Raw genomic sequence first — 22589 nt, forward strand, 5'->3', positions numbered from 1 at the left:
TGCTATCGGCATGCAGGCGTTGCCGCAATGCTAAGATAGGCGACAGCCAACCGCCGAGGTGTCCATGACCAGTACGACCACCGTGCCGCAAGCGTCCAGCGGCAACCTCAATTTCGTGCTGGTCTGCGTGTTCATCGACATGCTCGGCATTGGCCTGATCGTGCCCGTGCTGCCGCTGCTGGTCGGGCAGTTTGTCGAAGGCGCCGACATGCGCGCCCTCTGGTACGGCGTGCTGGCCACCGTGTTCGGGCTGCTGCAATTTCTGTTCATGCCGGCGCTCGGTGCGCTGAGCGACCGCGTCGGCCGCCGCCCCGTGCTGCTGTATTCAATGGGCGGCATGTGCCTGAACTTTCTCGTCACCGCCTGGGCGCCCAGCCTGGCCTGGTTGTTCCTGGGCCGCGTCATCGGCGGCATGTCGTCGGCCAGCATGTCGGTGGCGTCAGCCTACGCATCCGACATCTCGACCCGCGAAAACCGCGCCAAGAGCTTCGGCAAGATCGGCGCCGCCTTCGGCCTGGGCTTCATCTGCGGCCCCATGCTTGGCGGCGTGCTGGGCGAAACCAACCTGCACCTGCCGTTCTACGTCGCCGCCGCGCTGTCCGGCGCGAACCTCGTGTACGGCTACTTCTTCGTGCCCGAGTCGCTGGCACCCGGCGCCCGCCCGCCCTTCGCGTGGGCGCGCCTGAACCCGTTCACGGCGCTGATGCGCCTCGTGCGGCGCCAGGACATCCGCGGCCTCGTCGTCGCGGTATTCCTGGCCACCTTCGCGCAGATGATGCTGCAATCGACCTGGGTGCTGTACACCACCTTCCGCTTCGACTGGACGCCGCGCGACAACGGCATCGCCCTGTTCTGCGTGGGCCTGACGTCGGTCATCGTGCAGGCCGGGCTGCTGGGCATCCTGATCCGGCGCTTTGGCGAGCCGCGCCTGGCCCTCCTGGGCCTGGGCTCGGGCGCCATGGCGTATGCCGCCTACGGCCTGGCGACCGAAGGCTGGATGATGTACGTCTTCATCATGTGCAACGTCCTCGCCTACGCCGCCGGCCCGGCGCTGCAAGGGCTCGTCTCGAAATCCTCGCCGCCCGACCAGCAGGGCGAGTTGATGGGCTCCCTGCAGTCGATCGGCAGTCTAGCCGTCATCATCACGCCGCTGCTCGGCACAGGCATCCTCAGCGCGGTCAGCCACCTGCCGCAATCGGACTGGCGCGTCGGCAGCAGCTTCTACCTGTGCGCATTCATGCAACTGCTGGCGCTGATCGTCGCGTGGCGCTACTTCCGCCACCATAATATGGACCCGGACCAGGCCAAAAGCCGGGGTCAGGTCTGACATTTGGACACGACCCCAGCATTACAAAGCCGGGGTCAGGTCTGACATTCAGACACGACCTCAGCTTTAAGCAGTTGATTGAATGATGATCGTGCAATTTTGACGTGCCTTGAGATACCAGTGCGAAACTTATTGTCTTTTTCAAGAACAGTGCTGAGCTCGTGTACGAATGTCAGACCTGACCCCCGGCTTTATGCTGAGCTCGTGTCCGAATGTCAGACCTGACCCCCGCTTTTTTTGGCGCTACTTCAGGGATTTCAGCATCAAAACGCCAGCTGATACGTAAGCGTGGCGCGCAGCGGGCCGGCGAAATAGAAGCGGCGTCTTTCCAGGCCTGTCACCGGGTCGGCGTACGACGGCTCGAATCCTTCATTTTCGCGCAGCAGATTGGCCAGCGACAGCCGCAGCAAGCGCTTGGCGTCGATGCGCCATGCGGCGTACGCGTCCAGGTCAGTGCGCGGCGCGGTGTAGTAACCGCGATTGGCCGTCACGCGAACCAGCCCGTCGCGCTTGTGCGCCACGCTGCTGCCAAGCGTCAGCGCGCCCCGGCGGTAATCGATCCCAAAGTTGGCCGACAAGGGCGTTTGCCGTTCGAGACGGTTATCGGGGCCCGGTACCGATTCGACGCGCGACCAGTGACGTGCCACGCCCGCCCGCACGTCGATCTCCGGCGCGTCCGCGAACAGGGACTTGAGCGGAAACTTCGTTTCGAGCTCCGCTGAGCGGGTCTCGGCGCGGCCGTCGTTCACCGGCGTGAAGATCCAGCGGTAACCGTCAAAGTAGATGCGGTTGCTCGTGTAGTCATCGATCCGGCGCAGCGAAGTGGCGATCGACACCATCGCGTTCTCGGCCCAGTAGTGTTCGTAAGCGGCGTCGACGCCCCACGCCAGTTCGGGCCTGAGGTTCGATTGCCCTGGAAGTCGGCTTCGGTGGCGCTGTTGTTCTCAAAGGCTTGCCGACGCGGCAGCAGGTTCCACAACGCCGGCTCCTTGTAGGTGCGCGTGAGTGCGAAGCGCACCTGGTCGCCCTTGCGGCCCGGGATCTTCCATAAGGTCTGCATGACCGGGCTCCAGACGCCGGAGCCCGTGCGGGTCGAGGCAAACGAATTGCCGGATGCGCGCGTGCGGATGCCCTCCCAGCGCAGTCCCAGGTACATCGACCAGTGCGGCGTGATGTCCCACTCGTCCTGGGCGTACATGGCCAACCGGGTCACGCGCGCCTCGAACGTTTCGTCCAGCGCCAGCCCGGACGGAAACGCGCGCACGCGATCCTGTTCGATGCGCGTCTCGTCGCTCCACGTGACGCTGCCGTCCCAGCCAGTGGCAAGCGCGTGACCGCTGCCGAGTTTGCGCATCGCCTTGCCGGTCGAATTGATGCCGCGGTCACGCCGCGCACCATTGATGCGGCCATCGGTCTCGGGATTGCCGGCAGCGTCGCGCCCATCGCGCAATCCCACATTCTCGCTGCGCTCACCCGTCAGGCCAAGCTTGGCTTCGATGCTGGCGCCGGACGGAAAGCCCCTGCTCCAGCGCAGGTCGGTGCGCGCCGTTTCGTCATCGGCGCGGTAGTGCGTGACCAGATCGGGCGCAGGTGGCGGGCCGCCGATCAGCGTGGTGACAAGGGCATGGCCGCGGTTGCGAAACCGGGTCACGTTCACGAACGTCTCGGACGTGATCTTGTCGCCGCCAGCCAGTGTCCACTCCAGGCGCGGCGTCAGGTTCAGGCGTCGCATGCGGCCACGTTCATCGGTCGCCGTCGTGCGCAGCAGGTCGAGGGCGCCGTCGGTTCCCGTGTTCTCCAGCACCATCCCATTGACGCGATCGAACCGTTCGCTCACGCCATCGCCGGCCAGCGACCAGGCGAAGCCCTCGCGCCGGTCGCTCAGTTGCAGGGACGCAGTCGGCCCCTTGAACACATCCGAACCGAGCATGCCCAGCTTGAGCTCGCGCTCCCTGGTCTTGGCCACGTGGCGCAGGACGATGTTGACCGTGCCGGCCACCGCCTGCGTCGACAGGTCTGCCGTCGCGGCGCGCAGCACCTCGATGCGCTCGACCACCTCGGGCGACAGCGTGTCGAAGCTGAAGTTGCCGGGGGCCCGTTCGCCGTTGATCAGTACCTGCGTGTAGCCGGCGCCCAGTCCACGTAGCTGGATCGTCCCGCCCTGGCCACTGCTGCCGTCGATCGTCACCCCGGGTACGCGCCGCAGCGCATCCAGGATCGAGCGGTCGCCGTAGCGCGTGAGTTGGTCGCGCTTGATGATGATGCGGGTGGCGGTGTCGTCGCGACGCGCATCGTAGCCGGCAGCGCTGCCCCGGATGTCCACCTGCGGGATGCCAGGTTCAGTCTGGGCAGCTGCCGGTAGCGGCAGACTTGCAGCGATCAACAGGGACACGGTGTAGTGCGTTGGCAGATTCGTCACGGCGGCTTCTCCAGGTTATTGAACAGACCGGGCCAGAATATGCCACTTCGTAGCAGAGTGTAAACGTAAATATAGAAGTTTTTATTCGACTGCAGCGCATCCCATATTGCTAGCTAATGGAACTTATAAATAACAGGGAAGCGCATGCTTGCACTGTCCGCCATCCCCCGGCGACCTGCGGTACACTCGTCTCAACAGTGTTAAAAGCGGCAACAGAATTTCCGTCTGACATGCCCAGCTATAATGCGCACTTTTCCGCGAAAGGCGATCGACCGTGTCCAGACTCAAAGTCCTGCCCCAATATGTGATGCCGAAGCAGGCAATGACCAACCTCGCCGGCCGCGTTGCCGGCCACCGTGGTGGGTCGATGACGACTGGCCTGATCCGTTGGTTCGTGGGCAAATACGGCGTCGACATGAGCGAAGCAGCCAATCCGGACATCGCCAGCTACCCGAGTTTCAACGAGTTTTTCACCCGCGCCCTGCGCGATGGCGTGCGCCCTTTGGCACAGGCCGATTACGTGTGCCCGGTCGACGGCGCGATCAGCCAGTTCGGCGACATCGATGACCATCAGATTTTCCAGGCCAAGGGCCACAAATTCACCACGGCCGAACTGGTCGGCGGCGACCAGACGCTGGCGGCGCACTTCCAGCACGGCCACTTCGCCAACGTCTACCTGAGCCCGAAGGATTACCACCGCATCCACATGCCCTGCGACGGCCGTCTGACGCGCATGATCTATGTGCCGGGCAAGCTGTTCTCGGTGAACCCGACGACGGCGCGGGGCGTGCCGGGGCTGTTCGCGCGTAACGAGCGCGTCGTGTGCGTGTTCGACAGCGACGAATTCGGGCCATTCGTGATGACGCTCGTGGGCGCGACCATCGTCGGCAGCATGGCGACTGTCTGGCATGGCGTCGTCAATCCGCCGCGCATGGCGCGCATCTGCGACTGGCAGTACGAGCCGGGCCAGGTCACGCTGAAAAAAGGCGATGAGATGGGCCGCTTCCTGCTCGGCTCCACCGTCGTGATGCTGTTCCAGAAAGGCGCGATCCGCTTCAATCCGGCCTGGGCGCCCGAAGGCAAGGTGCGCCTGGGTGACGTGATGGGCAACCGGCCCCTGCGCTGATCGTTCGCGCTCAGGCAACGTCCGGCGCACCCTTCTCCAATGCGGCCTTCGCCCTGAAGGCCGCAGCGATCTGCTCCGGCCCATGGCCGTGGGCCGTACAGGTCTCTTCCATCATCGCCAGGAATGCGCGCGTCTTGGCCGGCATCAGCTTGCGGCTCGGGAACACGGCCCAGCCATTCGCGGTTGGCATCTCCCACTCCGGCAGCACCCGCACCAGTTCCCCCGTCTGCATATACGGTTCGGCAAACAGCGTCGAGCTGAGCGCGATCCCGGCGCCGCGCGCAGCGATGCGCGCCAGCAGGTCGGGTGAATTGGCTGTCAGCCGGCTTGACAGCGCGCGCTGCCAGCGCACTTTCCCGCGAATCAGCGTCCATGGCATCGGGCCGCCGCTGCGGCTCAGGATGCACAGCACGTCGTGCGTGGCCAGGTCGTCCGGATGCTCGGGAATGCCGTGCCGCGCCAGGTAGGCGGGCGATGCGAACAGGCCCGGCTGCTCGAGGATGAACGGGCGCGCGCTGAGCGTGGCGTCGTCCGGCAAATCGCCCATGCGGATGGCAATGTCGAAATTCTCGGCCACCAGGTCGACCCGGCGCGGCGTCAGGTCCATCTCGAGCGTCACGGCCGGGTAGCGCTCGAGAAAGCGCGCGATCACGTGATTCAGGGTGCTATTGGCGAAGTCGCCCGGCGCCGAGATGCGCAGCTTGCCGCTCGGCTCGCCCTGGCGGTGCTGGGCCAGCGCGCCAGCCGCCTCCACTTCGTCGGCCAGGCGCCGCGCGTGCTCATACAGGCTGGCGCCGAATTCCGTCACCACCAGCTTGCGCGTCGTGCGTTGCAGCAGCCGCTCGCCCAGGGTCGTCTCGAGCAGCGCCAGGCGGCGCGACACGGTCGACTTCGGCAAATTGACGCGATCGGCTGCGCGCGTGAAGCTTCCCGCCTCGACGATACGTGCAAACAGCAGCAGGTCATTCGGTTCGACGTCCATGATTGTCCCATCAGCAGAATAATGTTATCCATTTTACGAGCTTTCGCATTGTTTTTGGAAAGACTAAAGTAGACCCATCGCTACTCCAACCACGAAGGGACCACCACCATGAACATCCTGCACATCACCTCGAGCATCCGCGGCGACGCCTCCGAATCGACCCGCGTCACGCAACAGATCGTCGACAAGCTCGTCGCCGCCAACCCGGGCGCGACCGTCGTGCGCCGCGACCTGGGCGCCGCCCCGGTCCCGCTGCTCGACGGCGCCGCACTGGGCGCGCTGTTCACGCCGGGTGACCAGCGCAGCGCGGCGCAACTGGCGCGCGTGGAGCAGGACGACGCGCTGATCCTCGAAGCGCAGGCGGCCGACGTGATCGTGCTGGGTGCGCCGATGTACAACTTCTCGATGCCGGCGCAGCTGAAAAGCTGGTTCGACGCCATCGCCCGCGCTGGCGTGACGTTCCGCTATACCGAGACCGGTCCGGAAGGCCTGCTCAAGAACAAGAAGGTCTACGTGGCTGCAGCGCGCGGTGGTGTCTACGAAGAGGCACAGGATCCGCAAGTGCCGCAGATGCGCGCGCTGCTGGGCTTTTTGGGCCTGGTCGACCAGACCTATATCTACTCGTCGGGCATGGCAATGGGGCCGGACGCCGTCGCTGCGGGCCAGGCAGCGGCCAATGCCGCCGTTGAAGCGGCGCTGGCGTAATACCGGTAAAACCCGGCCGCCATCAGGCGGTCCAACCACCAGGAGAACAGATTGACCACTACCGTCACGCAGCCAGTCACCACGGCGCCCCTCGCAAAAAGCCGTGGCGTCGAGCGCCTCATCAACGGCCAGTTCGTGATGGACGGCGCGGGCGTACGCATCAACCGCATCCTGACTGGTCCCCTGCAGCGCCGCCTGGACCCGTTCCTGATGCTCGATGCCTTCGGCAGCGACAAGCCGGGCGACTACATCGCTGGCTTTCCCGAGCACCCGCACCGGGGCTTCGAGACCATCACCTACATGCTGGCCGGGCGCATGCGTCACCGCGACAGCGCCGGCAACGAAGGCCTGGTCACCGATGGCGGCGTGCAGTGGATGACGGCCGGCCGCGGGGTGATTCACTCCGAGATGCCGGAGCAGAACGCCGGCCTGATGGAAGGCTTCCAGCTCTGGCTCAACCTGCCCGCGAGCGACAAGATGACGGCGCCGTGGTATCGCGACATCCCGCTCGAGGAAGTGCCGCGCCTGACAACGCCTGACGGCGTGACCGTGCAGGTGATCGCCGGCCGCACGCATGGCGTCGAGGGCGCAGTGCAGCGGGCGCATACCGAGCCGCTGTATCTCGACCTCGAGATCCCGGCCGGGGTGACGTTCGAGCAGCCGATTCCGGCCGGACACAATGCGTTCGTCTATGTGTTTCGCGGTGAAGCCGTCATCGACGGAAAAGGCGTGCCGCAAACGCGCATGGCGATCCTCGACAATGCCGCCGGCGCCGACGGCGTGCGGATCAAGGCGATCGCACCCACGCGCCTGCTGGTACTGGCCGGCCGCCCTTTGAGCGAACCCATTGCGCAGTACGGACCGTTCGTGATGAATACCCAGGCCGAGCTGCATCAGGCGGTCGAGGATTTTCGGGCCGGGCGTTTCGCATAAGCGCGTTGTCAGCGGCCACCCTACGTACCTGGCAGGCATGCGCTACACTCTCGGGATGACACAAGCGCAACACAGCCTGCCATGGCACTGCTAGACACCCTGGGCGACCTGCTCGCCCGCGCCAGCTATGCGCTGGGGCTGGAAAACGCCGACCGCTTCCCGCGCGGGCACGCTTCCCCGTACACCCGCTGGAACAAGGCGTACTTCGACATCCCGTCCGACCTCAAGGCTGAGCGGATGGAAACCATCATCTGCGCGGCCATCACCAACACGCCCTATGTGTTCGGCGAGATCCGCAATCCGACGCCGCGCATGCAGCGCGCGTTACTTGCCATCATCGAAGCGCGCCTGCGCCGCGCCGACGCGCCGGCCGATCTGGTGGCGCTGCTGATCAGGGCATACCGTCAGCCGCACACACCCGACATCGTGCCGGGCCTGCGCGCGACGATCGCGGCCAATGCGCAGTTCGATGCAAATATCCAGGCGCATGCGGTGCTGGCGTATCTGGGCGATGCGCCGGCGGGGTTTGGCGTGATCGAGGCGCGGGGCTGATGCAGCCAGCATGCGTCAATGCTGGCATTTACCGATAAAATACCGCCACCCATTTTCTCTTCACTCACACCGCCCATGACTTCGCCCCGCCAGTTCCAGTTCAAATCGATCAACTACACCGGCCTGCAGCCAGGCCCGCGCGTCATCATCATGGGCGCGACCCACGGCAACGAGGTATGCGGCACCAAAGCCATCCGGCGCGTGATGGACGAGATCGACAGCGGCGCGCTGCACATTGCTGCCGGCAGCGTGACATTCGTGCCAATCGTCAATCCGCTGGCGTACCAGCAGGTCACGCGCAATGGCGACCGCAACCTGAACCGCGACCTGTTCCCGAAAGCCAATCCACAGGATTTCGAAGACCAGATCGCGAACTGGCTGTGCCCCCTGCTCGGCCAGCACGACGTGCTGCTCGATATCCATTCGTTTGCCGCCACGGGCGAGCCGTTCGTGATGGTTGGTCCGCTCGACAATGACGGCACGCTGCAGCCGTTCCGCCACGCCGAAAAAGAACGCGCGTGGGCGCGCCGCCTGGGCGTGCGTCGCTTTGTCGATGGCTGGCTGGCGACCTATGGCGACGGCGTGCAGCGCCGCAGCCGCAGTGCCGACGAACTGGAAACGGTGTTGCGTTATGGCGTGGGCACCACCGAATACATGCGCAGCACGGGTGGCTACGCGCTGACGCTCGAAGCCGGCCAGCACGACGATCCGGCCGCGCCCGATGTGGCATACCGCGCGATCATGAATACGCTGGCGCACCTGGGTTTGATTGCGGCGCCCGACCCGGTGCCCGTGGATTTCGATGCCATGGAAGCGCTGTCGATGGTGGTCGTGCACGACAAGCTGCACGCGGATGACGCGTTCGTGCGTCCCTGGAAAAGCTTCGATCCGGTTGAAGAAGGTGAACTGATCGGCACCCGCGCCGACGGCACGCCCGTCACCGCCGAATTCGGCGGCCGTATCCTGTTCCCGGCCGCCAGCGCTGCCGCCAACACCGAGTGGTATTACCTCACCCGCACAAACCCGCTGTTCGGACGCGAACAGGGCTGAGCTTCACGATGCCGCTGATGATCAGCGCGTTCGGCAACAGTCGCAGCGCGCCGGTCCAGATGGCGTAGGCAGCACCCGGCAGCAAAAATCGGACCCCCGCCAGCAGACTTTTTTTGAATATCGTAAGATGACGATATTCGGATCGAAAGATCCCGATATAAAGGAACCACCCGATGGATATCGACGCGATCCACAAGGCCCTGGCCAACCCGGTGCGGCGCCAGATCCTGCACTGGCTGAAAGATCCGCAGTTGCACTTCAGCGAGCAGGAACACCCGCTCGAGATGGGTGTGTGCTGCAAGCTGATCGACCAGCGCACCGGCCTGTCGCAATCGACCGTGTCGGCGCACCTGGCCACGCTGCAGCGCACGGGCCTGGTGGGCACGCGCCGGGTCGGCCAGTGGGTTTTTTATCATCGCAACGAGGAAGCCATTGCGGCCTTCCTCGCCCAATTGAACGACGCAATTTAGGAAAACCAGATGACTACCATGTTTGATCCGATCAAGGTCGGCGCCCTCGAATGGCCAAACCGCATTGTCATGGCGCCGCTGACCCGCTCGCGCGCCGATGCCGGCCGTGTCCCCAATGCCCTGATGGCCGAATACTATGTGCAGCGCGCTTCGGCGGGCCTGATCCTGTCCGAAGCCACGTCGGTCACCCCGATGGGTGTCGGTTACGCCGACACGCCAGGCATCTGGTCCGATGAGCAGGTCGAAGGCTGGAAGCTCGTGACTGACGCCGTGCACGCTGCCGGCGGCCGCATCTTTCTGCAGCTGTGGCACGTCGGCCGCATCTCCGACCCGTCGTTCCTGGACGGCCAACTGCCGGTGGCGCCATCGGCGATCAAGCCAGACGGCCACGTGAGCCTGCTGCGCCCGAAGCGTGAATATGTCACCCCGCGCGCGCTGGACATCGAAGAAATTCCGGGCATCGTATCGGCCTACCGCAAGGGCGCCGAGAATGCCAAGCTGGCCGGCTTCGACGGCGTGGAAATCCACGGCGCCAATGGCTACCTGCTCGACCAGTTTCTGCAAGACTCGACCAACCAGCGCACCGACGCGTACGGCGGTTCGATCGAGAACCGCGCGCGCCTGCTGCTGGAAGTAACCGATGCCTGCATCGACGTCTGGGGCGCCGACCGCGTCGGCATGCACCTGGCGCCGGCACGCGACTCGCACGATATGGGCGACTCGACGCCGGCTGAGACCTTCGGCTACGTCGCGCGTGAACTGGGTCGCCGCAAGATCGCGTTCATCTTCACCCGCGAAGGCCAGAGCCCGGATGAACTGGGCCCGATGATCAAGAAAGAATTCGGCGGCGTCTGGATCGCGAACCAGCAGCTGAGCAAGGAAAAGGCCGAGGAACTGATCGCCAGCGGCACGGCCGATGCCGTCTCGTGGGGCCAGCTGTACATCGCCAACCCGGACCTGGTGGAACGCCTGCAGCTGAACGCACCGCTCAACAAGCCGAACCCGGACACGTTCTACTATCCGGGCGCGACCGGCTACACCGATTATCCGGCGCTGCCGGCCACGGTGTAAGCATCCCTTTCTCCGCGCCCTCGCCCGCTATCGCCGGCGAGGGGCGGCGCTTCTTCGAACAGGACCTGCGGGTCCTGTTTTTTTTCGTATTGACGCTTGAATGGAGCATATGTATGCCATATGCATGCGTGGAAAAAGGATCATCATAATGAGTGTCCAGCCACGAACGTTAGTGATATTCTTGCGCGATTGTTAGATTGTTACTGCGCGCACGTGTCGATGCGCCTACCGAGAGAGGATTTTCAGTGAACGTTCCAGCACACCGCGCCATGGCGCTTGCCATCGCTTCCGCCATCTCCTTCAGCGGCGCCGTCCACGCTGCGCCGGCGGCTCAGGGCGCGCGCGCCGAGACGCCATTCCTGTCGCAGGTCGACGCCTTTGCCCGCTCCGCGCGTGTATCGAACGTGGACTATGTGCTGGACTTCACGCTGACCGGCAAGGAAACCTTTGCCGGCACCACGACCGTCACGTTCGACCTGAAGGATGCCGACGCGCCGGTCACGCTCGACCTGAAGGACGCCACCGTCAAATCGGTCAGCGTCAACGGCAAGCCCGTCGCCACGCGCTACAACAAGTGGTTCGTCACGCTCGACGCGGCCAGCCTGGCCAAGGGCCGCAATACGGTCGTCATCGATTACGAGCGCCTGCACAGCACCAATGGCGAAGGCCTGCACCGCATGGTCGATCCGGCCGATGGCCGCGTCTACACCTATTCGCACTTCGAGCCGGTCGCCGCCCAGCAGATGTTCGCCGTGTTCGACCAGCCCGACCTGAAGGCCAGCTACACGGTGTCGGTTACCGCGCCGCGCGACTGGCACGTGGTCACGACCACGCGCGAGACGAAGATCGACGAGCGTGGCGCGAACCGCCACTGGACCTTCAAGACCACCAAGCGACTCAGCCCGTACAACTTCTCGCTGCACGCCGGCCCGTACCAGGTCTGGGAAGACAACAGCGGCAAGTACCCGATGCGCCTGTTCGCGCGCCAGTCGCTGGCCAAGCTGGTGGTCCCGGCAGACTGGTTCCGCCAGACCAAGGCCGGCCTCGGCTTCTTCGAAGAATACTTCGGCGTCCCGTATCCGTTCGAGAAGTACGACCAGCTGATCGTGCCGGACTTCCTGTACGGCGCGATGGAAAACGCCGGCGCGATCACGTTCGCCGAAGCGCGCTATGGCGTGGCCAATATGACGGCCGAGCAGAAGCAATCGCTGACCGAAGTGATCATGCACGAGATGGCGCACCAGTGGTTCGGCAATCTGGTGACCATGAAGTGGTGGAACGGCCTGTGGCTGAACGAAAGCTTCGCATCCTTCATGGGCGTGCTGGCGACGGTCGAATCGACCGAGTTCAAGGATTCGTGGCAGAAGTTCTACCAGAGCGGCAAGCAGCGCGCCTATATCCAGGACCAGACCGCCAGCACGCATCCGATCGAAGTGCCGGTGCCGTCGTCGAGCAACGCCTTCGACAATATCGATGCGATCACCTATTCGAAAGGCGGCTCGACGCTCAAGCAGCTGCGCCACCTGCTGGGCGAAGACGTGTTCCGCAAGGGCGTGCACAACTACCTGGTCAAGTACTCGTGGAAGAACGCGACGCTCGACGATTTCATCGGCAGCCTGGGCGAAGCAGCAGGCCGCGACCTGTCCGGCTGGACCAAACAATGGCTGTACAACGCCGGCGTGAACACCATCGCCGCGAACTACAGCTGCAGCGGCGGCAAGATCCGCAACTTCACGCTGACGCAGACCGCGCCATCGAAAGAGCTGCCGACGCTGCGCGAACAGCGCGTGCAGATCGGCGCCTTCAAGATCGACGGCGGCAAGCTGACGCTCGTGAAAAACGTTCCCGTCACCTACACGGGCGCCAAGACCGCGGTGCCGGACATGAACGGCACGGCGTGCCCGGATCTGGTCTACCCGAACTACCAGGACTGGGGCTATGCCAAGGTCAAGCTGGACAAGCGCTCGTTCGCCACCGCGCGCACCAGCCTGGCCAAGGTCGACGATCCGCTGCTGCGCGCGATGCTGTGGCAGAGCCTGTGGGATGGCGTGCGCGACGCCGAAATGCCACTGAATGACTTCCTCACCGTGGCGCTGAACAATGCGCCGCTCGAGAAGGATTACACGCTGCTGGGCGACGTGCTGGGCAAGGTCAGCGAGTCGAAGGCCTACCTCAATGCGATGAACCTGGATAACGCCTACACGCGCCAGACCACGCTGGCACTGGAAAAAATGGCGTGGGACGGCGTACTTGCCAACAAGGGCAACGCCGACTTCCAGCGCCGCTGGTTCAACCAGTACGTGAGCGTTGCCAGCAGCCCGGACGCGCTGGCGCGCCTGGCCGGCATCCTCGATGGCAAGGTCGACGCCGCGGGCGTGCCGGTGGGTCAGCCACAGCGCTGGTCGATCATCGCGCGCCTGAACCGGTACAACCACCCGGGCGCGTTCGACCTGATCGCGCAGGAGTCCGCACGTGACAAGTCGGACGCCGGCCAGATCGCGGCCGTGGCAGCCACGGTCGTGCGCCCTGACGCCGCCGTCAAGGCGGACTGGGTCAAGCAGATCGAAGACCAGAAGACGGCGTTGCCGTTCTCGCGTATCCGCACCGCGATGGGCAGCATCTTCCCGGCTGAACAGGGCGCGCTCAATGAGCGCGATGCCGATGCGCGCCTGGCACGCCTGCCGCAGGTGGACAAGACGGGCGGCCCGGTCTTCATGCGCGCGTATGCCGGCACGATGATCCCGGCGACCTGCACGCCGAAAAGCGTGGCGCGCCTGAGCCGCGCGGCAGCCACGATGACTGACCTGTCGGCGTTCACGCGCCGCACGCTGCTCGACACGCTGCAGGACGATCAGCGCTGCGTGGCGATCAAGGCAAAGCTGAACGCACCAAAAGGCTGATCGCCACATGCTGGCTGCCGGGGTCCTGACGCCGCGCCGCAGGCCCGGCTGGCCGCTTGCGGTCACGCTGGGTCTGCACCTGCTGCTGGGCTGGTGGTGGTTGCAGGCGACCGGCGTACGGGTGCTGCCGGCGGTTGTGTCGGCGCCCCGTGAATTCATCGTGGTAGCGGTGTTGGCGCCTGCGCCTTCCCGTCCTTCCACTGCCCCCGCTGCACCCGCTGCACCCGCTGCCGCAGCGTCACCACGACCGTGCGCAACGCAGGCAATTCCTGCGCGCGCCGTTCCTGCCGCGCCGACAGTGGCGCCACAACCGCTCACGCCAGCGCCTGCTGACACTGCGCCGCCTGCGGCCACGAGCGAACCTGCTGCAGATCCCTTCCCCACCCCGTCCGCCTCAGCACAAGACACCACCGCCCCAGGCGACGACAGCCTGGCCAGCCGCGGCAAACGCACGGCGGGCGCGATCGACCACGAGCTGCGCAAGGGGAAACTGGCGCCGCTCGATCCGGGCGACAGCAAATGGCAGCGCTTCGCGGAGGCCGTCGGCAATGCCCGCGTGGACACCTCGCGCACGCTGATATCGGAAAGTTATACGGCGCCGGACGGGGTTGTCGTGTACCGCTTCCGCCTGGGCGGGCGCACCTGGTGTCGCACCGGCGGCGACATCAGGCCGAGCCCGTTCGGCGCCCAGGCTGGCGGCGCAGCGCTGTTCGACAAGGCCGGTGGTGGCGGCTTCGCTGGCACGGTCCGATGCCCGACCCGGGTAGTGTTCAAACCCGACTGAGCCACTGACAGGCCGCACAGTCGCCGTCCACCGTCACGCTGCCCTGCCGTAAAATGGCCGCTTGCGGCGCTCTGCCGCTTACGGAGACAACACATTGGACTGGGATTATCCGCAACCGTTCATCCTGGCGGTGACGCCGCAGGCCGGCGACATCGATGGCCTGAACCACACCAACAATGCCGTGTACGTGCGCTGGTGCGAGCAGGCCGGCTGGGCGCACTCCGACAGCCTCGGCCTGTCACTCGACGACTACCGGCGCCTCGACCGGGCGATGGCGATCCGGCGCGGCGAATACGATTACCTGCTGCCGACGTTCGTCGGCGAAGCGCTGCGCCTGGCCACCTGGCTCGTTGGCGGCGACGGCAAGCTGTCGATGGAACGGCGCTTCCAGCTCGTGCGCGACAGCGATGGTGCCACGGTGCTGCGCGGGCGCTGGGACCTGGTCTGCATCGAACTCTCGAGCGGCCGGCCGCGCCGCATGCCCGCCGAATTCCTGGACACGTACATGCCGGTGATCGTGGGCGGCCTGCCTACAGGATCTCGCTGACGCGCGTGAATGGCCGGCACAGTCGCACACCCTTGGGTGTCACGACAAATGGCCGCTCGATCAGAATCGGATGCGCGACCATCGCGTCCAGCAGCGCAGCGTCGCTGGTGCCCGGCTGGTCCAGCCCCAATTCGGTGAAGACCGCTTCCTTGCTGCGCACGGCCTCCCGCACCGTGATGCCTGCATCGGCAATCAAGCGGGTCAGCGTGTCACGTGTCGGCGGGTTGGCCAGATAGTCGATGATCTGCGGTTCATGACAGGCGTCGCGGATGGCGGCCAGCGTGTTGCGCGACGTGCCGCAGCGGGCATTGTGATAAATCGTGATAGCCATGGTCATAGCAATGGTGTTTTTCTATTCATGGTGTGGTGAATCGGACAACGACATGATAACCACAGCGCATACCCGTCACCACTATTTTGCTTGTTCCCCCTTCCGGGCCGGGCTAGAATCGCACGCTTGATTTTATCGAGCGTAAGAACTGCAGCCGTTGCAGATGACTGACGCCACCCTCCGGAGACCCGATGACCGACTACTTGCTGCGCCCTGCAGCCCTGCCCACCCTGCGCCAGCGCGCGGCGCTGCGTGTACTGCAGTGCTTCGGCTGGAAGGTGTTCTTCAAACCGTTGCCAGGGCCGCACGGTGTTTGCGTCATCTATCCGCATACGTCGAACTGGGATTTCCCGATCGGCCTGCTGGCCACGTGGGCCATGGGCACGCAGTTCAAGTGGCTGGCCAAGGACACGCTGTTCCGGGGACCGATGGGCCGCCTGATGCGCCACTGGGGCGGCGTCCCGGTCGACCGCCGCGCGCCGATGGGCGCGACGCGCCAGCTGGCTGACACCATGCTCGCCGCGCCATCGTTCTGGATCGGCATCACGCCGGAAGGCACGCGCGCCTATCGTCCCAACTGGAAAAGCGGCTTCTACCACCTCGCTGTCACGGCCAATGTGCCGATGGTGCTGGTGCGTTTTGACTATGGCAAGAAAGAGCTGAGCCTGGTCGACACGATGACACCGACCGGTGACGTCGAGCGCGACATGGACGCCATCCGCGCCGTCTACGTCGGCAGCCAGGCGCTGTACCCGGAGAATGCTGCGCCGATCGTGCTGGCGCCGCCACGCGACGAGCAATCCGCGCAGCGCAAGCGGGCCTGAACGCCGCGGGCTCAGTCCCGCGGCGGCGAACCCGCCAGCTGGTCCCACGCAATGGCGGCGCTCAGGAACACCTGGCCATCGAGTTTGCCCAACAAGTCGCTTTCCTTGAGCCGGTCCATGACCGGCCCCTTCACTTCCGCCAGGTGCAGCAGCACCCCGCGCTGGCGTAGCGAACTGATCAGCTCTTCGAGCCCGAACAGCGCCGACGTGTCGATCGCATTCACGGCCGACAGCACCAGCACCAGATGGCGCGTCCCCGGATGGGCGACGAGTTCTTCGTCGATGCGCTCGTTGACCGCATCCACATTGCCGAAGAACAGGCCGGCATCGACCCGCAGCATCAACAGCCCCGGCGTCGTCTCGGCCGAATAGCGCTCCACGTTGCGGAAGTGTTCGGTGCCATGGATGCGGCCCAGCACCGCGATATGCGGCCGGCTGGCGCGCCAGATCAGCACGACCATCGACAGCGCCACGCCCACCAGCACGCCGGCTTCGACGCCCAGCAGCAGCACCCCGCCGGCGGTAGCCAGCAGCGCCAGCGCATCGGCGCGGTCGTAGCGCCAGGCGGTGCGCAGCGTCGACAGGTCGAGCATCCCGAGCACCGCAACGATGATTGTTGCGGCCAGTGTGGGCAGCGGCAGCAGTGCGAGCCAGCCGGTGGGCAGCACGAGCGCCAGCGCCAGCAGGCCGGCGGTGATCATGCTGGCCAGTTGCGTGTTGGCGCCGGCCGCGAAATTGACGGCCGAACGCGACAGACTGCCGGTGACGGGAAAGCCGCCGGTCAGCGCGCTGCCGACGTTGGCCGCGCCCAGGCCCACCAGTTCGCGGTTGCTGACCAGTTTTTCGCCGCCCCGCTTGAGCGCCAGCGCCTGCGCGCCCGACATGCTGATCAGGAACACCATGAAGCCAATCAAGAGCGCCGGTTGGAGCAGCGCTTGCCAGTGCTGCGACGACGTCGCCAGGTTCAGCCCCGGCAAACCGGTCGGCACGGCGCCCGTCGTCGCCACCCCCATCTGCACAAGACCCAGCTGCTGCACGAGCGCCATCGCGCCCAGCACGACGGCAATCGGCGCCAGCTTGGACCCGACGTCGGCCGCCGCTGCCGGCACGCGCAGCCGGCGCAGCAGCGGCGCCAGGTGACTGCGCGCGGCCAACAGCAGCACGAGCGAACCGACGCCCAGCAGGATGCTTGGCCAGTGCGGCGTCATGCCGATCTCGATGGGGCCGCCCACCAGCGTGCGCAACTGCCCCCACGCGATGACGATCGCCGAGCCGATGGTGAAGCCGCTCATCACGGGTCGCGAAAAGAAGTTGGCGAGAAAGCCGATGCGCAGCAGCCCGCACAGCAGCAGGACCAGGCCGGACAACAGGGCCAGTTGCGCGGCCAGCACGCCATACAGCGCCGTGCCCGGCGTGGCCAGTGGCGCCAGCGTGGACGCCGTCATCAGGGAAATGATCGCCATCGGCCCGACCGATTGCGTGGTGCTGGTACCGAACAGCGCATACAGCAAGGGCGGGACGATGCTGGCATAGATGCCGACCGCCGGCGGCAGGCCCGCCACCAGGGCGTAGGCCATGCCCTGCGGGATCATCATCATCGCCACCACGATGCCGGCGCTGATATCGCCCGGCAGCGCGGCGCGCCGGTACGGGCGCAACCACTCAAGCATGGAAAGTCCTGGCCGGGACGGCCGGAGGTGAAAAGAACGCTAGCGTAGCATGATTACCAGCCCAGGCCGAGCCTCAGGACGCATACTTCAACGGGCCAGCGCCACCAGCCAGATGCCCGCCGCGCCGATGGCCGCAGCCAGTGGCCGGCGCAGGCGCTCGCCCGGAATCGCGCCCAGCAGCATCAGCCCGGCGCTGGCCAGGATGAAGCCGGCGCCGCTGGCCATGCCGGTCAGTTCATTCCCGTGCGCGAGTCCATGCACGAACGCGCAGGCGCCGACGGTAAGTACCGCCATTTGCCGCTGCTGCAGTCGTGGCGCATATGCCGCCAACCCGCCCAGCAGCAGCACGGTCGCCGCGATCGACAGTTCGAGAGCCGGCAACGCGACGCCGCCGCTGCTGGCCGCACCCAGCGCCATCATCACGAGGAACGTCGGTGCGAGCAGGTAGCGGTGCTGCTGGCGGCTCCAGAGGCCAACCGCGAGCAGCGCCAGCAGATGGTCGACGCCCGTCACCGGGTGCAGCAGGCCAGCCACGAAGCCACTGTCGGGCGCGTGTCCGGGATGCGCGGCCGCCGGCAGCGCCAGTGTCAGGGCGGTCACGGCCACGCCCGCGCGGGCCTGGTGGTGGCGGATGGTGTGGTGCAGCGCGCGCAAACTTGTCGTCATGGTTATCTCCCTGGTGTTATTGGTGGACTGCGTCGAGCAGGCCCTGCTCGCGGATGAACGCCACCACGTCCTGCACGCCTTCGCCCGTGCGCAGATTGGTAAACACGAAGGGCCGCTCGCCACGCTGGCGCCGTGCATCGCTCGCCATCACCGCCAGGTCCGCCCCGACGTGCGGCGCCAGATCGGTCTTGTTGATGATCAGGAGGTCCGAGCGCGTGATGCCCGGCCCGCCCTTGCGCGGGATCTTTTCGCCGCCGGCGACGTCGATCACGTACAGCGTCAGGTCGGACAGCTCCGGACTGAAGGTCGCGGCCAGATTGTCGCCACCCGATTCGACCAGCACCAGCTCCAGGTGCGGAAAATCGGCCTGCAGGCGCGCGATGGCTTCCAGGTTGATCGACGCGTCTTCGCGGATCGCCGTGTGCGGGCAGCCGCCCGTCTCCACGCCCATCAGGCGCTCGGGCGCGAGCGCGCCGGCGCGCAGCAGGATGTCCATGTCTTCGCGCGTGTAGATATCGTTGGTGATCACGGCCATGTCGTACGCGTCGCGCATGTGGCGGCACAGCAGCTCGCACAGCGCGGTCTTGCCCGAGCCAACCGGCCCGCCGATCCCGACCCGCAGCGGATTGGATGTTGTCATGCTTGCTCCTTCATCAACAATGATCACGACCGGTACAAGCGGCCATGCTGCACTTCGTGGCGCATCGACAGCATCGACAGGCCAGGTGCCCAGTTCGACAATTCGTCGTCCGGCAAACGCCGCGCCAGTTCAACGGCGCGCTCGATCTCGGGCCGCAGCGACAGCAGCAGGCGCTGGCCGGCCACCTGCCCCAGCGGCACCGACTTGACGCACACCAGCACCTGGTTTTCAACCCACGCAAACACCATCGCCAGCAGCGCTTCTTCATGCGGAATATCGAGTCCGTCCACCGCGCAGGCAAACGCCAGCGGCAGCGTGACGTCCTCGCCGAGCGCGCGCGTGTCGGCCACGCCCAGCTCCGCGATCAGGCGACTCAGCGAATAGCCCATCTGGACCGATTCGGCGCGCAGTTCGGCCGTGTCGCGCGACGCCAGGAAGCACCCGCCCCAGTGCGCAATCGTCTCGTCATCGCGCGCGGCAAATGCTTTCAAAAGACGCCACAACACGGGCGCATCCCAACGCGCCACGACGTCATCGAGGTAGCGCACGATCCACGCGCGAGCGCTGTCGGCGTCCGTGACCAGGCCTTCTTCGAGCGCCGCTTCGAGGCCCTGCGAATAGCTGTAGCCGCCGATCGGCAAGGCCGGGCTGGCAAACTGCAGCAGGTGCAACAGGCTGGCGGCGTTCATGTCGGATCCGGTGCTATTGGCGCAACGTCCGACGGCCGGTGAATCTTCTGGCGCAGCGGCACCGGCGCCAGCAAGCCGCCCGGCCCCTGCTCATGATGGTGACCGTGGCCGCCGCCATACGCGCCCGCCTCCGGCTCGAATCTGGCCAGTTCTTCACTGACGTCGGCACCCAGCCCCGCGACCATCTCGCGCAGCACCGGATCGACACGGATGCGCAGCCAGCCGGGGCCCACCTGCGTCTGCGTGTGACGGTTCCCCAGGTGAAAGGCGCAGCGGGCCAGCAGCGTCGCGTCGCTGCAGCGCACGACATACGTCGGCTCCAGCGCGGCCTCGACGCGTACGACACGCCCGCCTTCGCCCAGCAGCAGGTCGCCATCGCGCAGCACCGTGCCGCGCACGAGGAACAGCGCGACCTCTTCGCCCGAGGCCAGGCGTGCGCGCTGGCGGCAGCGCTCCCGTTGTTCGAACGGCAGCACCAGCGTGTCGTGCACGACGTCGGCAACAAGGATGCGGGTATGCAGTGAAATCATGGATGGCCTCTAGAACAGAAAGTAACGCTGCGCCAGCGGCAGCATGCTGGCCGCTTCGCACACGAGCAGGCGGCCGTCGGCCCGCACTTCATAGGTTTCGGGATCGACTTCCATGTGCGGCGTGGCGCCGTTGTGGATCATGTCGCGCTTGCGCAGGCCGCGCGTGCCGCGCACGGCGATCGTCGTCTTGGTCAGTCCCAGCGTGCGCGCGATGCCGGCCTCGAACGCGCTTTGTGAAACAAACGTGAACGACTTGCGCAGGCCGCCGCCAAACGCGCCGAACATGGGCCGGTAATGCACCGGCTGCGGCGTCGGGATCGAGGCATTCGGGTCGCCCATCAGGCTCGCCGCGATCATCCCGCCCTTGACGACCATCGACGGCTTGACGCCAAAGAAGGCGGGCCGCCACAGCACGATGTCGGCGATCTTTCCCACCTCGAGCGAGCCGACGACGTGCGCGATGCCGTGCGTGATGGCGGGATTGATCGTGTACTTGGCGATGTAGCGCTTGACGCGGGCATTGTCGTTGCGTGACGAGTCGCCGTCCAAAGCGCCGCGCTGCACCTTCATCTTGTGCGCCGTCTGCCAGGTGCGCATGATCGTCTCGCCCACGCGCCCCATCGCCTGCGAGTCCGACGACATCATCGAGATCGCGCCCAGGTCGTGCAGGATGTCCTCGGCGGCGATCGTCTCGCGCCGGATGCGCGATTCTGCAAACGCCACGTCCTCGGCAATCGCCGGGTCGAGGTGGTGGCAGACCATCAGCATGTCCAGGTGCTCGTCGAGCGTATTGACCGTGAACGGGCGCGTGGGATTGGTCGACGACGGCAGCACGTTGTCGTAGCCCACGGCCGCGATGATGTCCGGCGCATGGCCACCGCCGGCACCCTCGGTGTGGAAGGTGTGGATCGTGCGGCCCTTGAACGCCGCCACGGTCGACTCCAGAAAGCCTGCCTCGTTGAGCGTGTCGGAATGCAGCGCCACCTGCACGTCCAGCCGTTCGGCCACCGACAGGCAATTGTCGATCGCGGCGGGCGTGCTGCCCCAGTCTTCGTGCAGCTTCAGGCCCACGGCGCCGGCATGGACCTGCTCTTCGAGCGGGCCGGGCTGGCTGACGTTGCCCTTGCCAAAAAAGCCCAGATTCATCGGGAACGCGTCGGCCGCCTGCAGCATCGAATGAATGTGCCAGGCGCCCGGCGTGCAGGTCGTGGCGGCCGTGCCGACGGCGGGCCCGGTGCCGCCGCCCAGCATCGTCGTGATGCCCGAGTACAGCGCTTCATCGATCTGCTGCGGGCAGATGAAATGGATGTGCGTGTCGACACCACCGGCCGTGACGATCATGCCTTCGCCGGCGATGATCTCGGTGGCACCGCCGATGGCCATCGTGACATTCGGCTGGATATCCGGGTTGCCGGCCTTGCCGATGGCGGCAATCAGGCCATCCTTGATCCCGATGTCGGCCTTGACGATGCCCCAGTGGTCGATGATGACGGCGTTGGTGATGACGGTGTCCATCACGCCCTCGCGCAGACGCTGCGACTGGCCCATGCCGTCGCGGATCACTTTGCCGCCGCCGAACTTGACCTCTTCGCCGTAGGTCGCGAAGTCGCGTTCGATCTCGATCACGAGGTCGGTGTCGGCCAGGCGGATCCGGTCGCCCGTGGTCGGGCCATACATGTCGGCGTAGGCCTGGCGGCTGAGCGTGACCATCATGCCTCCCCTGGTGTGAAAGGTACGACCGCAGGCAACGGCCCCGACACGCGGCCCTGGAAACCATGCACGATCCGCTCGCCCGCCAGGTCGACCAGTTCCACCGTGCGGCGCTGGCCTGGCTCGAAGCGCACGGCGGTGCCGGCCGCGATGTTCAGCCGCATGCCGAGCGTGCTGTCGCGCTCGAACTGCAACGCGGGATTGACTTCATAAAAATGATAATGCGAGCCGACCTGCACCGGCCGGTCGCCCGCATTGGCCACAACCACGGTCAGCGTGCGCCGACCGACGTTGAGTTCGATATCGCCGTCGTCAAGAAAGTATTCGCCTGGGATCACGCTGGGCTCCGGCTAAGGAATCGGATGGTGGACGGTCACGAGCTTGGTCCCGTCCGGGAACGTGGCCTCGACCTGAATATCGGGGATCATTTCTGGCACGCCCTCCATCACGTCGCCGCGCGCGAGGATCGTCGTGCCTTCGCTCATCAGCTCGGCCACGCTGCGGCCATCGCGCGCGCCTTCCATGATCGCGGCCGTGATCAGGGCCACGGCTTCCGGGTAATTCAGCTTGAGGCCGCGCGCACGCCGGCGTTCGGCGAGCAACGCAGCAGTAAAGATCAGCAGCTTGTCTTTTTCGCGGGGCGTCAGGTCCATGGGCGGTTCC

At 65.8% G+C, this 22589-nt stretch carries 24 protein-coding genes; 12 read left to right on the forward strand and 12 right to left on the reverse strand.

Features of this window, described 5'->3' with window-relative positions; translation table 11 throughout:
- The first annotated feature begins 64 nt into the window (after positions 1-64).
- The gene (locus IFU00_11700; protein ID MBD8542948.1) at positions 65-1327 is read left to right on the forward strand and encodes a TCR/Tet family MFS transporter; all 1263 of its coding nucleotides are present in this window, start codon (positions 65-67) and stop codon (positions 1325-1327) included.
- A gap of 263 nt (positions 1328-1590) precedes the next feature.
- Here IFU00_11700 and IFU00_11705 read toward each other — a convergent pair whose 3' ends face one another.
- Both IFU00_11705 and IFU00_11710 read right to left on the reverse strand, forming a co-directional pair.
- Complete coding sequence (locus IFU00_11705) at positions 1591-2163, reverse strand: TonB-dependent receptor (protein ID MBD8542949.1); 573 nt, start codon at positions 2161-2163, stop codon at positions 1591-1593.
- Positions 2073-3746 carry a TonB-dependent receptor gene (locus IFU00_11710; protein ID MBD8542950.1) on the reverse strand — a complete coding sequence of 558 codons (1674 nt, stop codon included), beginning with the start codon at positions 3744-3746 and terminating at the stop codon, positions 2073-2075. Before IFU00_11710 ends, IFU00_11705 begins: the two co-directional genes overlap by 91 nt.
- Positions 3747-4053: 307 nt before the next feature.
- Here IFU00_11710 and psd point away from each other — a divergent pair, with 307 nt between their 5' ends.
- Complete coding sequence (gene psd, locus IFU00_11715) at positions 4054-4872, forward strand: phosphatidylserine decarboxylase (GenBank protein MBD8542951.1); 819 nt, start codon at positions 4054-4056, stop codon at positions 4870-4872.
- Between the two features lie 10 nt (positions 4873-4882).
- Here psd and IFU00_11720 read toward each other — a convergent pair whose 3' ends face one another.
- Positions 4883-5854 (reverse strand): LysR family transcriptional regulator, encoded by a 972-nt coding sequence (locus IFU00_11720; protein ID MBD8542952.1) that lies wholly within the window; start codon positions 5852-5854, stop codon positions 4883-4885.
- 108 nt (positions 5855-5962) lie between these two features.
- Here IFU00_11720 and IFU00_11725 point away from each other — a divergent pair, with 108 nt between their 5' ends.
- The 9 genes from IFU00_11725 (at position 5963) to IFU00_11765 (ending at position 14866) form a co-directional block, all read left to right on the forward strand.
- Positions 5963-6559, forward strand: coding sequence for an NAD(P)H-dependent oxidoreductase (locus tag IFU00_11725; protein MBD8542953.1), 597 nt, complete (start codon positions 5963-5965; stop codon positions 6557-6559).
- 51 nt (positions 6560-6610) lie between these two features.
- The gene (locus tag IFU00_11730) at positions 6611-7492 is read left to right on the forward strand and encodes a pirin family protein (GenBank protein ID MBD8542954.1); all 882 of its coding nucleotides are present in this window, start codon (positions 6611-6613) and stop codon (positions 7490-7492) included.
- 81 nt (positions 7493-7573) lie between these two features.
- Complete coding sequence (locus tag IFU00_11735; GenBank protein ID MBD8542955.1) at positions 7574-8044, forward strand: hypothetical protein; 471 nt, start codon at positions 7574-7576, stop codon at positions 8042-8044.
- A 75-nt stretch (positions 8045-8119) separates the two neighbouring features.
- A complete protein-coding gene (locus IFU00_11740) occupies positions 8120-9094 on the forward strand; it encodes a succinylglutamate desuccinylase/aspartoacylase family protein (protein MBD8542956.1) in 975 nt (324 codons plus the stop codon).
- Positions 9095-9267: 173 nt separating this feature from the next.
- A complete protein-coding gene (locus IFU00_11745) occupies positions 9268-9564 on the forward strand; it encodes a helix-turn-helix transcriptional regulator (protein ID MBD8542957.1) in 297 nt (98 codons plus the stop codon).
- Positions 9565-9573: 9 nt separating this feature from the next.
- Positions 9574-10635 (forward strand): alkene reductase, encoded by a 1062-nt coding sequence (locus IFU00_11750; GenBank protein MBD8542958.1) that lies wholly within the window; start codon positions 9574-9576, stop codon positions 10633-10635.
- A gap of 269 nt (positions 10636-10904) precedes the next feature.
- Complete coding sequence (pepN, locus tag IFU00_11755; protein MBD8542959.1) at positions 10905-13535, forward strand: aminopeptidase N; 2631 nt, start codon at positions 10905-10907, stop codon at positions 13533-13535.
- Positions 13536-13542: 7 nt separating this feature from the next.
- Entirely contained in the window at positions 13543-14319 is a 777-nt protein-coding gene (locus IFU00_11760; GenBank protein MBD8542960.1) for a hypothetical protein, read from the forward strand.
- Between the two features lie 94 nt (positions 14320-14413).
- The gene (locus tag IFU00_11765) at positions 14414-14866 is read left to right on the forward strand and encodes an acyl-CoA thioesterase (protein ID MBD8542961.1); all 453 of its coding nucleotides are present in this window, start codon (positions 14414-14416) and stop codon (positions 14864-14866) included.
- On the opposite strand, the gene arsC is transcribed toward IFU00_11765, so the two are convergent.
- The gene (arsC, locus tag IFU00_11770) at positions 14850-15197 is read right to left on the reverse strand and encodes an arsenate reductase (glutaredoxin) (GenBank protein MBD8542962.1); all 348 of its coding nucleotides are present in this window, start codon (positions 15195-15197) and stop codon (positions 14850-14852) included. The two genes, IFU00_11765 and arsC, sit on opposite strands and share 17 nt — an antisense overlap.
- A gap of 191 nt (positions 15198-15388) precedes the next feature.
- Between arsC and IFU00_11775 the strand changes: the two genes are divergently transcribed.
- On the forward strand, positions 15389-16021 hold the full coding sequence (locus IFU00_11775) for a 1-acyl-sn-glycerol-3-phosphate acyltransferase (GenBank protein ID MBD8542963.1): 633 nt from the start codon (positions 15389-15391) through the stop codon (positions 16019-16021).
- An 11-nt stretch (positions 16022-16032) separates the two neighbouring features.
- Here IFU00_11775 and sulP read toward each other — a convergent pair whose 3' ends face one another.
- The 8 genes from sulP to IFU00_11815 form a co-directional block, all read right to left on the reverse strand.
- A complete protein-coding gene (gene sulP / locus IFU00_11780) occupies positions 16033-17691 on the reverse strand; it encodes a sulfate permease (protein MBD8542964.1) in 1659 nt (552 codons plus the stop codon).
- 87 nt (positions 17692-17778) lie between these two features.
- Positions 17779-18357, reverse strand: coding sequence for a HupE/UreJ family protein (locus IFU00_11785; GenBank protein ID MBD8542965.1), 579 nt, complete (start codon positions 18355-18357; stop codon positions 17779-17781).
- Positions 18358-18373: 16 nt separating this feature from the next.
- A complete protein-coding gene (gene ureG / locus IFU00_11790) occupies positions 18374-18997 on the reverse strand; it encodes an urease accessory protein UreG (protein MBD8542966.1) in 624 nt (207 codons plus the stop codon).
- Positions 18998-19020: 23 nt separating this feature from the next.
- Positions 19021-19686 carry an urease accessory protein UreF gene (locus tag IFU00_11795; protein MBD8542967.1) on the reverse strand — a complete coding sequence of 222 codons (666 nt, stop codon included), beginning with the start codon at positions 19684-19686 and terminating at the stop codon, positions 19021-19023.
- Positions 19683-20216, reverse strand: a complete 534-nt coding sequence (gene ureE / locus IFU00_11800) for an urease accessory protein UreE (protein ID MBD8542968.1) — start codon at positions 20214-20216, stop codon at positions 19683-19685. Before ureE ends, IFU00_11795 begins: the two co-directional genes overlap by 4 nt.
- A 9-nt stretch (positions 20217-20225) precedes the next feature.
- A complete protein-coding gene (gene ureC, locus IFU00_11805) occupies positions 20226-21926 on the reverse strand; it encodes an urease subunit alpha (GenBank protein MBD8542969.1) in 1701 nt (566 codons plus the stop codon).
- Complete coding sequence (locus IFU00_11810) at positions 21926-22264, reverse strand: urease subunit beta (GenBank protein ID MBD8542970.1); 339 nt, start codon at positions 22262-22264, stop codon at positions 21926-21928. Before IFU00_11810 ends, ureC begins: the two co-directional genes overlap by 1 nt.
- Before the next feature lie 12 nt (positions 22265-22276).
- A complete protein-coding gene (locus IFU00_11815; GenBank protein MBD8542971.1) occupies positions 22277-22579 on the reverse strand; it encodes an urease subunit gamma in 303 nt (100 codons plus the stop codon).
- Positions 22580-22589 lie beyond the last annotated feature (10 nt).

This window comes from Oxalobacteraceae sp. CFBP 8761 (assembly GCA_014841595.1).
Lineage (GTDB): Bacteria > Pseudomonadota > Gammaproteobacteria > Burkholderiales > Burkholderiaceae_D > Telluria.